The sequence below is a fragment of the Mergibacter septicus genome (assembly GCF_003265225.1).
Classification (GTDB): Bacteria; Pseudomonadota; Gammaproteobacteria; order Enterobacterales; family Pasteurellaceae; genus Mergibacter; species Mergibacter septicus.
Map to the genome: position 1 here is coordinate 346,658 of NZ_CP022013.1, position 12,518 is coordinate 359,175.

The 12,518-nt window shown below is 36.3% G+C and carries 17 protein-coding genes and 1 tRNA gene; 17 read left to right on the forward strand and 1 reads right to left on the reverse strand.

The window, feature by feature from the left end; translation table 11 throughout:
• The first annotated feature begins 7 nt into the window (after positions 1 to 7).
• The 17 genes from CEP47_RS01700 (at position 8) to ubiK (ending at position 11,811) form a co-directional block, all read left to right on the forward strand.
• Entirely contained in the window at positions 8 to 895 is an 888-nt protein-coding gene (locus CEP47_RS01700; RefSeq protein WP_261919708.1) for a virulence factor BrkB family protein, read from the forward strand.
• Positions 892 to 1,326 carry a D-aminoacyl-tRNA deacylase gene (gene dtd, locus CEP47_RS01705; protein ID WP_261919707.1) on the forward strand — a complete coding sequence of 145 codons (435 nt, stop codon included), beginning with the start codon at positions 892 to 894 and terminating at the stop codon, positions 1,324 to 1,326. Before CEP47_RS01700 ends, dtd begins: the two co-directional genes overlap by 4 nt.
• Positions 1,327 to 1,401: 75 nt before the next feature.
• Positions 1,402 to 2,097 carry a bifunctional protein-disulfide isomerase/oxidoreductase DsbC gene (dsbC, locus tag CEP47_RS01710; protein ID WP_261919706.1) on the forward strand — a complete coding sequence of 232 codons (696 nt, stop codon included), beginning with the start codon at positions 1,402 to 1,404 and terminating at the stop codon, positions 2,095 to 2,097.
• A 134-nt stretch (positions 2,098 to 2,231) separates the two neighbouring features.
• Entirely contained in the window at positions 2,232 to 3,995 is a 1,764-nt protein-coding gene (gene recJ, locus CEP47_RS01715; RefSeq protein ID WP_261919705.1) for a single-stranded-DNA-specific exonuclease RecJ, read from the forward strand.
• A gap of 46 nt (positions 3,996 to 4,041) precedes the next feature.
• Positions 4,042 to 4,689, forward strand: coding sequence for a thioredoxin domain-containing protein (locus CEP47_RS01720; protein WP_261919704.1), 648 nt, complete (start codon positions 4,042 to 4,044; stop codon positions 4,687 to 4,689).
• Between the two features lie 17 nt (positions 4,690 to 4,706).
• Positions 4,707 to 5,396: a 5'-methylthioadenosine/S-adenosylhomocysteine nucleosidase gene (mtnN, locus tag CEP47_RS01725; RefSeq protein WP_261919703.1), complete on the forward strand. Its 690-nt coding sequence runs from the start codon at positions 4,707 to 4,709 to the stop codon at positions 5,394 to 5,396.
• A gap of 324 nt (positions 5,397 to 5,720) precedes the next feature.
• On the forward strand, positions 5,721 to 5,906 hold the full coding sequence (locus CEP47_RS01730) for an antitoxin VbhA family protein (protein ID WP_261919702.1): 186 nt from the start codon (positions 5,721 to 5,723) through the stop codon (positions 5,904 to 5,906).
• 1 nt (position 5,907) lies between these two features.
• Entirely contained in the window at positions 5,908 to 6,588 is a 681-nt protein-coding gene (locus CEP47_RS01735; protein ID WP_261919701.1) for a Fic family protein, read from the forward strand.
• Positions 6,589 to 6,691: 103 nt separating this feature from the next.
• Positions 6,692 to 6,781, forward strand: a tRNA-Ser gene (locus CEP47_RS01740).
• 22 nt (positions 6,782 to 6,803) lie between these two features.
• The gene (locus CEP47_RS01745) at positions 6,804 to 7,595 is read left to right on the forward strand and encodes an ATP-binding cassette domain-containing protein (RefSeq protein ID WP_261919700.1); all 792 of its coding nucleotides are present in this window, start codon (positions 6,804 to 6,806) and stop codon (positions 7,593 to 7,595) included.
• A complete protein-coding gene (gene mlaE / locus CEP47_RS01750; protein ID WP_261919699.1) occupies positions 7,595 to 8,389 on the forward strand; it encodes a lipid asymmetry maintenance ABC transporter permease subunit MlaE in 795 nt (264 codons plus the stop codon). The genes CEP47_RS01745 and mlaE overlap by 1 nt, the downstream gene beginning before the upstream one ends.
• 60 nt (positions 8,390 to 8,449) lie before the next feature.
• A complete protein-coding gene (mlaD, locus tag CEP47_RS01755) occupies positions 8,450 to 8,923 on the forward strand; it encodes an outer membrane lipid asymmetry maintenance protein MlaD (RefSeq protein ID WP_261921011.1) in 474 nt (157 codons plus the stop codon).
• A 37-nt stretch (positions 8,924 to 8,960) separates the two neighbouring features.
• Positions 8,961 to 9,602 (forward strand): phospholipid-binding protein MlaC, encoded by a 642-nt coding sequence (mlaC, locus tag CEP47_RS01760; RefSeq protein ID WP_261919698.1) that lies wholly within the window; start codon positions 8,961 to 8,963, stop codon positions 9,600 to 9,602.
• Positions 9,603 to 9,610: 8 nt separating this feature from the next.
• On the forward strand, positions 9,611 to 9,931 hold the full coding sequence (locus CEP47_RS01765) for an STAS domain-containing protein (RefSeq protein ID WP_261919697.1): 321 nt from the start codon (positions 9,611 to 9,613) through the stop codon (positions 9,929 to 9,931).
• A 32-nt stretch (positions 9,932 to 9,963) separates the two neighbouring features.
• Positions 9,964 to 10,221 (forward strand): BolA family protein, encoded by a 258-nt coding sequence (locus CEP47_RS01770; RefSeq protein ID WP_261919696.1) that lies wholly within the window; start codon positions 9,964 to 9,966, stop codon positions 10,219 to 10,221.
• A 20-nt stretch (positions 10,222 to 10,241) separates the two neighbouring features.
• Positions 10,242 to 11,504 carry a UDP-N-acetylglucosamine 1-carboxyvinyltransferase gene (gene murA / locus CEP47_RS01775; RefSeq protein WP_261921010.1) on the forward strand — a complete coding sequence of 421 codons (1,263 nt, stop codon included), beginning with the start codon at positions 10,242 to 10,244 and terminating at the stop codon, positions 11,502 to 11,504.
• Positions 11,505 to 11,556: 52 nt separating this feature from the next.
• Positions 11,557 to 11,811: a ubiquinone biosynthesis accessory factor UbiK gene (gene ubiK, locus CEP47_RS01780; RefSeq protein ID WP_261919695.1), complete on the forward strand. Its 255-nt coding sequence runs from the start codon at positions 11,557 to 11,559 to the stop codon at positions 11,809 to 11,811.
• 76 nt (positions 11,812 to 11,887) lie between these two features.
• Here the strand turns inward: ubiK and CEP47_RS01785 are convergent, their stop codons facing one another.
• The gene (locus CEP47_RS01785) at positions 11,888 to 12,481 is read right to left on the reverse strand and encodes a Maf family protein (protein ID WP_261919694.1); all 594 of its coding nucleotides are present in this window, start codon (positions 12,479 to 12,481) and stop codon (positions 11,888 to 11,890) included.
• Positions 12,482 to 12,518 lie beyond the last annotated feature (37 nt).

Sequence of the window (12,518 nt, forward strand, 5' to 3'; positions counted from 1 at the left end):
GTAGATAATGCAACAAAAATTAAGGCTATTTTTTGCTTTTATTCAACTTTTTGGAAAACGTATTGCCCAAAATAAACTTTCGCAAGCTGCAGGCTATTTAACTTATAGTACTTTGTTAGCGATAGTGCCTTTAATTGTGGTGGTATTTTCTTTCATTGCTGTTTTTCCCGTCTTTGATGAGTTAAGTAATGAATTAAGAACATTTATTTTTCATAATTTTGCGCCTTCAGCAGGGAATGTGGTTGAAAGTTATGTAACACAATTTGTAGAAAATACTAAAAAAATTAGTGCAGTAGGCATTTTAGGGTTGATCGCAGTGGCTTTAATGTTAATTCATTCGATTGATAAAACCTTAAATGCAATTTGGACTAATACGCAGAAACGTTCTTTATTTTACTCTTTTTCTATTTATTGGATGATTTTAACAATCGGCCCTTTACTCATAGGGGTTGGTATTGCTGTAAGTTCATATATTTTTTCATCAAAAATATTTTATGTTAATACCTTGCCTTTTGGGATCAGAGTATTGACTGTTGTTCCTTTTATTTTAACTTGGCTTGCTTTTACTGCTATTTATTCAGTTGTACCGAATACCAAAGTAAATATTAAATATGCCAGTTGTGGTGCATTAGTTGCTGCAATTTTCTTTACTTTAGGTAAAGCTGCTTTTGCTTGGTATATGCGTTCTTTTCCTTCGTATCACCTCATTTATGGTGCATTAGCGACTATTCCTATTATGATTGTATGGGTTCACCTTAGTTGGTTAGTGATTTTATTTGGTGCACAACTTACAGCAGTATTAGAAGACTTACATTTATTTAAGCAAGGTAAACTAGGATTAGATTTGCATTTCACTACACAACAACAAGAACCGCAACAAGAGGATAAACAATGATTGCATTAATTCAACGAGTAACCACCGCTAAAGTAACAGTTAATCAACAAGTTGTGGGTGAGATTGGTCAAGGATTATTAGTTTTTCTTGGGGTAGAGAAGGGCGATGATGAGGTAAAAGCACAACGTCTTGTACAACGTGTTTTAGGTTATCGTGTTTTTAGTGATCAACAAGGAAAAATGAATTTAAATGTTGAACAAGTTGGTGGAAAACTGTTAATTGTATCGCAATTTACTTTAGCCGCAGATACCGCTAAAGGTATGCGACCGAGTTTTAGTCGAGGTGCTGAACCAAAAGAGGCTGAACGGCTTTATCACTATTTTTCGCAAAAATGTGCAGAAACAGTCAATATCGCACAGGGGATTTTTGCTGCCGATATGCAGGTATCTTTAGAAAATGATGGACCAGTAACTTTTTGGTTACAAGTCTAGGAATTGATGTTATAACGATAGTTAGATAGTTAAGAAAAGGTTGTAATTGGATTAACGTAAATAGGAATGATCAAAATGAAAAAATTACTGATAGCAATCCTTTTTAGTGCGATTTGTAGTGCTGGAATGGCTAATGATATTAATGCGAACTTAAAAAGCGAGTTAACCAAGTTAGGGATAACGGATGTTGAAATTAAAGATTCACCTATCGCTGGTTTAAAAACAGCAATTACCGAACGTGGTATTTTATATCTCAGTGATAATGGTAAATATATTTTACAAGGTAATCTATACCAGTTGACTGAGAAAGGACCAGTCGATGTTGCCAGTAAGCTTTTATTAGAACGCCTGAATAGCTTTGCAAATGAAATGATTGTTTTTCCAGCAAAAAATCAGAAATATGTTGCAAATGTTTTTTTAGATACCACTTGTCATTATTGCCATATTTTGTTTGCAAAACGTAAAGAATATAATGATTTAGGAATCACATTACGTTTTTTAGCTTTCCCACGAGCAGGGCTTGATAGCCAAGCAGCAAAACAAATGGAAGCAATTTGGGCAGCAAAAGATCCTGTATTTGCCTTAACGCAAGCGGAAGATAATGGCAAATTACCTACAGTGCTAAAAGAGCCTAAAATAGTGAAAGCACATTATGCTTTAGGATTACAATATAGTGTAAGAGGAACACCAACAATCGTGCTAGATAATGGAGAAGTAATTGGTGGGTATTTACCACCAGATGAATTACTTAAAGTATTTCAAGAAAAATAGTCTATATTTTCAATAGCTTTTGTCTATAATATTTCAAGGTTAGAATAAAATACCGAGATCATCGGTATTTTATTTTTGTGTTTATTGTTCTGATCTTTTTTGTTTTGTTGATCAGAGAGTCATTGGAAATCAGTGTGAAAAAAACTATTCGTCGCCGTTCCGTGCAAAATATTCCTGTATTGAGTGGTAATCCATTGCTGGATCGCCTCTATGCAGCCAGAGGAATACAAAATGCTACCCAGTTAGAGTTAAGTCTCACGGCTTTATTATCGCCCGTGAGTTTGAAAAATTTAGAGCAAGCGGTAGCATTATTGATTAACGCATTTAAACAGCAACAACAGATAGTTATTTCAGGTGATTTTGATGCAGATGGTGCGACAAGTACAGCATTAGCCGTGCTTGGCTTACGCAGTTTTGGTTTTCAGAAAGTAGATTATTTAGTCCCTAATCGTTTTGAACAAGGCTATGGTTTAAGTGTTTCAGTTGCACAAGAAGCTATTGAGAAAGGGGTTGAGTTATTAATTACAGTTGATAATGGTATTTCTTCCTTTGAGGGAATCGCTTTTCTGAAAAAACAGGGGGTATCAGTTTTAGTTACCGATCACCACCTACCAGCTGAACAGTTACCTGAAGCGGATGCAATAGTTAACCCGAATTTATCGGATTGTACTTTTCCGTCTAAATCCTTGGCAGGCGTGGGAGTAACCTTTTATCTTTTAGCGGCATTGCGGGCAGGAATGCAAAAAGCAGGATTATTTATCCAACAACCACCGCCTAATTTAGCGACTTTGCTTGATCTTGTTGCATTGGGAACTGTTGCTGATGTTGTGCCATTAGATCAGAATAATCGTATTTTAGTTTCTCAAGGATTACAACGTATTAAAAATGGTTTTTGCCGTTGTGGTATTAAAGCGTTGGTTGAAGTATCACAACGTAATCTTGCAAATTTAACCGCCACCGATCTAGGATTTGCAATTGCACCACGCCTTAATGCTGCAGGTCGTTTAGATAATATGTCGATTGGAGTAGAGCTATTACTAGCTGAAAGTATGGAGCAAGCAAGAGCCTTAGCTTTAGATCTCGATCAATTAAACCAAACTCGTAAAGAGATTGAGCAAGGAATGAAGGCTGAAGCTATCAGAATTTGCCAAAACCTCGCTGCCATATCGCCATTACTAGATGATAAGCAGCAACAAACTACTCAATTACCAGTCGGCTTAACCTTGTATCAAGCTGACTGGCATCAAGGAGTTTTAGGTATTTTAGCAGCTAGAATTAAGGATAAATATCATCGCCCTGTTATTGCCTTTGCACAAGAAAATCAGGAAAACAGCAGTGAACTATTATTAAAAGGTTCTGCACGTTCAATTAATGGGGTACATATGCGGGATCTTTTAGAGCGGATTGATACGCTTTATCCAAATTTAATTTTAAAATTTGGTGGGCACGCAATGGCGGCAGGATTAAGCATTCGAGCTAGTGATTTTGAACGTTTTTCCACTGTATTTAACCAAGTTACAGCACAGTTTTTAGATCAAGATAGTTTAACAGGGGTGATTGAGAGCGATGGGGAACTCTCTGCATTTGAATTAAATTTAAATACGGCAGAACTGTTACAGCAGGCAGGACCGTGGGGACAACATTTTCCAGAGCCAGTTTTTGATGGTGAATTTAGAATTTTACAGCAACGTTTAGTTGGTGGTAAGCATTTAAAAATGTTATTAGAACCGATGAATGGTGGCGATTTACTTGATGCAATTTGGTTTAATATCGATCTAGGATTATATCCTGATAATTCGATTAAAAGTGCAAAAATTGCTTATAAATTAGAGATAAATGAGTTTCGAGGTAATCGACAGATACAATTATTAGTCAGTTATCTTGAACCACTTGATTAACCTATTTAATATATCGACCATTATCAATATAGTGAGGTGAAATAAGATGAAATTAAACTATTTTTTATTTCTAGTATTAGCCGTTTTATTGCCTTTAAAAGCGATTGGTGAAACGTATCAATTTGAATCAGGGAAAGATTTTCAAACTTACAAAATGCCAATCGGGCAGGCAATTTTGCCAAATGGAAAAGTACCTATCCAATTTTTCTTTCAATATAATTGCCAACCGTGTTTGACCGCATCAGATAATTTGAGATTATATCTCAAACAATATAGCGATAAAGTATCAATAGATAATATCCCTGCTGCCGTGAAAGATGAAGAAGCCCACGCTAAGATCTATTATGCTTTGAAAAGTGTAAAAGGCAGTGGTATTGCGGATCTACTACTGTTTGATAGTACATATGCAGATAAAAATAGTAAATACACTGAAACCTTTAGCAACTGGTTACAACGTCATAGTATTAACCAAGATTCTGTTGAAGAAGCAATTAATTCTCCATCAGTATTATTGGAAACCAAACAGGCTATTGAGAATACTCAAAAATATGGGGTAGTTACTGTACCTTTTGCAGTGGTTGGTGGGCGTTATGTGTTGACTAAGAGTACCTTATTTAACAGTGATTATACGACTGACGTGTTAAATTTTTTAGTCAATAAATTACACGAACAAGAAAAAGAAGTGAAAAATTAATAAAAGTAAGGACATTTATGGCGATTGGTATTGTTGGTGCGATGGCACAAGAAGTAGAGATTTTACGTAGTTTAATTGAAGGCTGCCGTACGACAGAGATTGCAGGCAGCAAAATTTTCCAAGGTAAAATTAATGGTAAAGATGTTGCTTTATTGCAATCAGGGATAGGCAAAGTTGCCGCAGCGGCAGGGACAACAGCATTGATTTTAACCGCTAAGCCAAGTTGTATTATTAATACGGGATCGGCTGGTGGACTGGCAACTCAATTAAATATAGGTGATATTGTTATTTCTGATCAAGTCGCTCACCACGATGCCGATGTAACCGCTTTTGGCTATGCAAAAGGGCAATTACCTGCTTGTCCAGCAGCATTTCGTGCCGATTCAAATTTAATCTCTTTAGCTAAACAAGTGGTTACAGATCAGGGACATAATGCAGTTGAAGGAATGATCTGTTCGGGGGATCAATTTATTAATGGTGAAAAAGCAATTCAACGGATTCGGCAGGATTTTCCAACTGCAATCGCAGTAGAAATGGAAGCTGCTGCAATTGCTCAAGTTTGCACTGCCTTTCATTTACCTTTTGTCGTTGTGCGTGCGATTTCTGATGTGGCTGATAAGGTTTCTCATCTCAGTTTTGATGAATTTTTACCTTTAGCAGCAAAAAATTCATCTAGCATTGTGTTGTCAATGTTAGCTAAGCTTTAAATCAATTTTAATCTTTTGAGATATTTTAAGACATTGTTGATTTCTACTGATCTAGATTTTAAAAAAATCTAGATCAATTTAATTTTATCGTAATAGATCCATCTAGGGTTTATAGTCAAATAGGACGAAAATCTCTATTTAATACGGATGATTTGAACTCTCCACTTAAACCTAGTCAGGCTGATTTTGACACAGTTTTAGAGCACGATGATATTGTTCTCCAAGTAAAAGAAATTAATCATAATTTGTATTTTTTCTATTTGTGTAATGTGTATAATTTGATTGTTCTTTATAGTTGTAATTTTCAATTAAAGGAGGGAAATTATGATTTCTGAAACTGAAAAAGAAGCTAGACGGGAAGCTGTTGAATACGCAAAATCTAGTGTGGGATTGGAAGGAATTACGCTATCTCAAGAGTTGCTAGATATTGCTGATAAATATGTTGAGGGGTTACTTACTAGGGAGGAATTTACTAGAGAATATATTACAGCAGTAAAAGCTGGAGTATAGTATGAGCAAAGGCTATTCTGAAGAAGAAATAAAGGATAAGTTATCATTTATCCGTTTATCAGAATTAAGAGAAAAGCCTATAAAAGGTAATTTTGATTTAGAGCATTTAAAGAAAATTAATGCTTATATTTTTCAGGATAGTCCAAATGTCGCAGGAAAATTTAGATCTGAAGTTTGTAGTAATGAGTTGTGGCAGAAAAATCGTACTTATCCGAAGTTTGGTGTAATTACTGTCTGTTACAGTCCGATGGATAAAAAAAGTATAAAAGACGCTGAAAATGTGTTGAGTTCTATAAATATAGAACGTATGAAGGGATTGAATCAAAGCGGGTTAGCTAAAGAAATTTCTGATATATATAAAATGCTTGATCATTTCCACCCATTCCCAGATGGAAATAGCAGAACTCTTCGAGAATTTACTCGGACGCTATCTGAGGAAGTAGGGTTTAAATTAGATTGGTCTAAAAATTCTCAACAAGAAATTTATTTAGCCAGAGATTTTGAGGTAAATTCAATCACTTTGTCAAAAGTTTCTGACCAAAATCAAAAATATTTTCTTATGGATGAAATTGATGCTATTTTAAAGCACCCTCAATATAAACCATTGGAAAGTATTATTAATAATTCTTTAAGCCCATTAGTACAGCAGAAATCAAAGAAAACAAAAGTGTTTTTCTTTTAAGCGAAAACGGGTTAAAAAATAGCAGCGAGAGAAAAATATCTGAAAATAACTTGACGATTTCTGCGAAAATTCTTATATTTACCAGCCTTAAAAGTCCTTTAACGGTGAGGTGTCCGAGTGGTTGAAGGAGCACGCCTGGAAAGCGTGTATGTGCGAAAGTGCATCAAGGGTTCAAATCCCTTTCTCACCGCCATTCTGAAAATGAAGCATCTGCAATGAGTGAGAGATTAGTTGAAGTCAAGAATCTCACCTTTAAACGTGGTGAACGAGTCATCTATCAAGGGTTAAATTTACATATAACCAAAGGTAAAATTACCGCAATTATGGGGCCGTCAGGAATAGGAAAAACCACGCTATTAAAACTTATTGGCGGACAACTCTTGCCTGAATCAGGGCAGATCCTTTTTGATGGAACAGATATTTGCCAAATGTCTTTGTCCTCTCTCTACAAAGCTCGAGAAAGAATGGGAATGTTATTCCAATCTGGTGCGTTATTTAGCGATCTTTCTACTTTCGATAATGTTGCTTTTCCTCTCAGAGAACATACAAATCTCCCTGAAGTACTTATTCGTAAAATTGTTTTAATGAAACTGCAAGCCGTAGGATTGCGTGGTGTCGCTGAGTTAATGCCAAATCAATTATCTGGAGGAATGGCAAGACGAGTTGCATTAGCTAGAGCTATCGCATTAGATCCTGATCTCATTATGTATGATGAACCATTTACAGGACAAGACCCGATTAGTATGGGGGTGATTGTTAGTTTAATTAAACGCTTAAATCAAATAATGAACTTGACCTCAATAATTGTTTCACACGATGTTACAGAAGTAATGAGTATAGCTGATTATGCTTATATTATTGCGGATAAAGGTGTTATTGCAGAAGGCACGCCACAACAGCTGCACACTAGCCAAAATCCTCAGGTGATACAATTTCTATCTGGACAAGCAGATGGTCCTGTACAATTTCATTATCCTGCAAAACCTTATATTGAGGAGTTATTCTAATGTTAGCGTTTATTTTGCAGAAAATTACAGGCTTAGGGGAAAAGGTTATTCATTTTATTACTATGTTAGGGCGATCAGCCTTAATGCTTAGCGGAGCGTTAATCGGACGCCCACAATGGAAGAAAAACTTTCCTTTAATTATCAAACAATTATATGTTTTAGGCGTACAATCTCTTTTAATTATTTTACTTTCTGGTCTATTCATTGGTATGGTTTTGGGATTACAAGGCTATATCGTATTAGTCGATTTTTCAGCTGAAACGAGCTTGGGGCAATTAGTTTCTTTATCTTTATTAAGAGAACTAGGGCCAGTGGTAACAGCATTATTGTTTGCTGGACGAGCAGGTTCAGCCTTGACGGCTGAAATTGGCTTAATGAAAGCAACCGAACAGTTATCTAGTTTAGAAATGATGGCAGTTAATCCGCTACGCCGTATTATCGCACCACGTTTTTGGGCAGGCGTTATAGCTATGCCAATTCTTGCGATAATTTTTGTTGCCGTAGGCATTTTAGGTGGTGCATTAGTTGGTGTAGAGTGGAAAGGAGTTGATAGTGGCAGTTTTTGGTCTGTGATGCAAAATACTGTTCAGTGGGGATATGATATTGGCAACGGGATTATTAAAAGTATCTTTTTTGCAATTGCGGTTGTCTGGATAGCATTATTTAATGGCTATGATGCGATTCCCACCTCTGAAGGTATCAGCCAAGCGACAACAAAAACTGTTGTTTATGCCTCTTTAGCGGTATTAGGTTTAGATTTTGTGCTAACGGCAGTAATGTTTGGTGGCAGTTAAGGTGAGTATAGAAAAAATAAGTAAATTGGTTAGATGTTACTTAGAAAATAGGGAAAGATGATGAGAAATTTAGTCAAATATGAGTTTTGGGTTGGAATATTTCTATTATTAGGTATAGCAGCTTTGGTTTTTTTAGGCTTAAAAGTTGCGAATATTCAAAGTTTTAGCCAAGGAAAGACCTATCAAATTGAAGCCGTATTTGACAATATCGGTGGTTTAAAAGTACGTTCTCCACTAAAGCTTGGTGGCGTGGTCATTGGGCGAGTGAGTGCTATTAGTTTAGATCCAAAAACTTATCTACCATTAGTAAAGATCAATATTGCTCAAGAGTATGATAAGATTCCAGAAAATAGTTCGTTATCAATTAAAACTTCGGGCTTATTAGGCGAACAATATGTGGCATTGAATCTTGGCTTTGATGATGGTGAAACGCCGATGTTAAAAAATGGCAGTAAGGTGGTAGATACCAAATCTGCTTTAGTGTTAGAGGATTTAATCGGACAATTTTTATACGGGAATAAAAGTAACAACTGATTGAACAATAGGGTTAGTGGTCGTTTAGGAGGGGAATATGAATAGCGTTTTACGGAAAATGGGAGCATTTTTTCTTGTCTCTATGGTGTTGTTAGGACTAGGGCAAGTAGTAAGGGCAAACGAATTGACGCCAGAACAGTTAATGCAGCAAACTGCAGATAAATTGTTTGGTGACATTAAAGAAAATCAAGCTAAGATAAAACAAGATCCTAATTACTTACGTCAAATTGTCCGCCAAGATCTGATGCCTTATGTTCATTATAAATATGCTGGTTCTTTAGTTTTAGGTGCATATTTTAGATCGACTTCACCTGAACAGAGAGAACCGTTTTTTAATGCTTTTCAGCAATTTATTGAACAAACTTATGCTCAAGCATTAACCTTATACCATAATCAAAAAATTATTATTGAAAAACCGAAAGCGACCAATTCAGATAGTAATATTAGTGTGATCCGAGTGGTAGTCGTAGATGGCAATAAGCAGAATAACTTAGATTTTTACTGGCGTAAAAATACCCGTACTGGAGAATGGCAAGTTTACGATATGGCGGCAGAAGGGGTGAGTATGATTGCTACCAAACAGAAAGAATGGGCGCCGATTTTGCGTAAAGAAGGGATTGAAACCTTAACTAAACAGATAGAAAAATCAGCAAAAGATCCTATTGTATTTAGTAAATAAGGGTGAATATGGTGGCATTACAGTGGGAAATAGAGTCAGCAGAAACACAAAATCAGATTAATTTAAAAGGTGATTTAACACGTTTCACGCTATTTCCCTTATGGCAACAACGTCAACAAATCCTAGCCACACTTCAAGCTAATTCAAAGATTATTTGGAATCTGATTGGTATACAGCAAATTGATTCAGCGGGATTTGCTTTTTTATGTGAGTTGCTAGTGGCAAGTGCTAAAACAGGTGCAAGTGTTAAGATCACACAAGTTCCTAATCAATGTGAAATGTTGGCAGACTTATTTGATTTGACTGAATTATTTCAGACATTTCGCTAATTTATTCAATGATTTAAGGTAAGTAAAAACTTATGAATACAGAAAAAATAGAACAAATTTTAAAAGAACATTTAGATCTGAAAGAAGTGTATGTGTCTGGCGAAAACACCCATTATCAAGTGATCGCAGTGGGTGAAATATTTAACGGTCTTTCACGGGTTAAACAACAGCAGTTAATTTATGCACCGTTAATGGAATATATTTCGAGTAGTGCTATTCACGCATTAAGTATCAAAGTCTTTACCCCTGAAAAATGGGAACGTGAACGTATGTTTTATTTATCCACTTAATGGAAGGAATAGTGAGTAAGATGGAAAAATTCCGAGTTCAAGGACAAACTCGTCTTGAAGGTAAAGTGCAGATTTCTGGGGCGAAAAATGCGGCTTTACCAATTTTATTTGCAGCAATTTTAGCTGAAGAACCTGTTACTTTAACTAATGTTCCTAAGTTACGTGATGTTGAAACAACCTTAAAAATTTTACGTCAGTTAGGGATAAAAGCTGAATGGCAACAAGATAGCACGGTGATGATTGATGCCAGCCAGATTAGTTCTTTCACCGCACCTTATGAGTTAGTGAAAACGATGCGAGCTTCTATTTGGGCATTAGCCCCCTTAGTTGCACGTTGCCACCAAGGGCAAGTCTCTTTACCGGGGGGCTGTTCTATTGGCGCAAGACCAGTTGATCTACATATTACTGGTTTAGAAAAACTTGGAGCGAAGATTCATCTCGAAGATGGTTATGTTAATGCGAAAGCAGAACAGGGCTTAACTGGTAACAGAATTGTGATGGATAAAGTGAGTGTAGGGGCAACTTTATCTGTTATGACGGCAGCGACTTTAGCCAAAGGGACTACCATTTTAGAAAATGCCGCAAGAGAACCTGAGGTTGTCGATACCGCTGAATTTCTGAAAAAAATGGGGGCAAAAATTCAAGGTGCTGGTATGGATACCATCATTATTGAAGGTGTCGAACGCTTGCACGGTTGTCAACATCAAGTTATTCCTGATCGAATTGAAACAGGGACTTTCTTAATTGCCGCTGCTGTTTCGGGTGGAAAAATAGAATGCCAAGGGACAAAAGCCGCTCATCTTGATGCCGTTTTAGAAAAATTACGAGAAGCTGGTGCTGAGATTGAGGTTGGCGAGGATTGGATTAAATTAGATATGCAGGGTAAACGTCCGAAAGCGGTAAATATCCGTACCGCCCCATATCCCGGCTTTCCAACTGATATGCAGGCACAATTTAGTTTATTAAATATCGTGGCAGAAGGAACAGGCATTATTACTGAAACGATTTTTGAAAACCGTTTTATGCATATCCCTGAGTTAATTCGTATGGGAGGAAAAGCGGAAATTGAAGGCAATACGGCTATTTGTTATGGTGTTGAACGTCTTTCTAGTGCGGAAGTAATGGCAACCGATTTACGTGCTTCAATTAGTTTAGTCATCGCAGGGTGTATTGCGAAGGGAGAAACCATTGTCGATCGTATTTATCATATTGATCGAGGATATGAACAGATTGAGGCAAAATTACAAGCTTTAGGCGCAAAAATTGAACGTTTTTCAGTATAATACTTGCAGAATAGTTTTCTTGAATTGACCGCTTCTGAAAAGGGGAAAGATTATGTTAGATCCAAAAAAAATAGAAGATATTGCACGCCAAATTCACAATAATTTACCGCAAGGGATTAAGAATTTAGGGCAAGATTTTGAAAGTAAAATTAAACAGATTTTACAAGCTCAACTAGCAAAACTTGATGTAGTGAATCGAGAAGAATTTGATGTGCAGACCCAAGTTTTATTGCGGACACGTCAAAAATTAACTGAGTTAGAAAAAAAAGTAGAACAGTTAATAGAACAACAAACTAAAGCCGAATAATTTCGCTATAGATCCCTTTGATTTAAAAACACTACTGATGTTAAGTAGTGTTTTTTTTGTTAAAAAAGATACTGAATTAAGCACTATAATCTAATTCAAAACCTAGTTGTTGCAGTAATTGACTGGTTTCAAACAAAGGCAATCCCATAACACCACTATAACTACCAGATAATGTTTGGATAAATGCTGCCGCTTTGCCTTGAATAGCATAAGCACCCGCTTTATCTAAGGGCTCACCACTGGCAATATAACTATCAATTTCTCGCTGACTTAATGGTTTAAAGGTGACTTCGCTTTGTTGTAAACAGGATAATTGCTGCTTTTCAAAGCTAAGTGTTATCGCCGTTAAAACTTGGTGAGTGCGACCCGAAAGCTGTTGTAACATCGTTTTTGCAACGATTGGGGAAGCGGGTTTGCCTAAAATTTGCTGATCTAAAGCAATACAGGTATCGGCGGTCAGTATCGGCAAGTATTCATTTGTTTTTCTGGCAATAGCTTGTGCTTGTTGGTTTTTTTCTTTTGCCATTCGCATCACATATTGTGTTGCTGTTTCGTTAGGGTGTGGGCTTTCATCAATTTCAACTGATAATACTTTGGCAGTGATACCCAGTTGTTGTAACAATAACAAGCGTCTAGGGCTATTTGAAGCGAGAATTAATTCTACTGACATTGACCTTTCCTGATAAAAGATGAAAAAGATAAGTTAG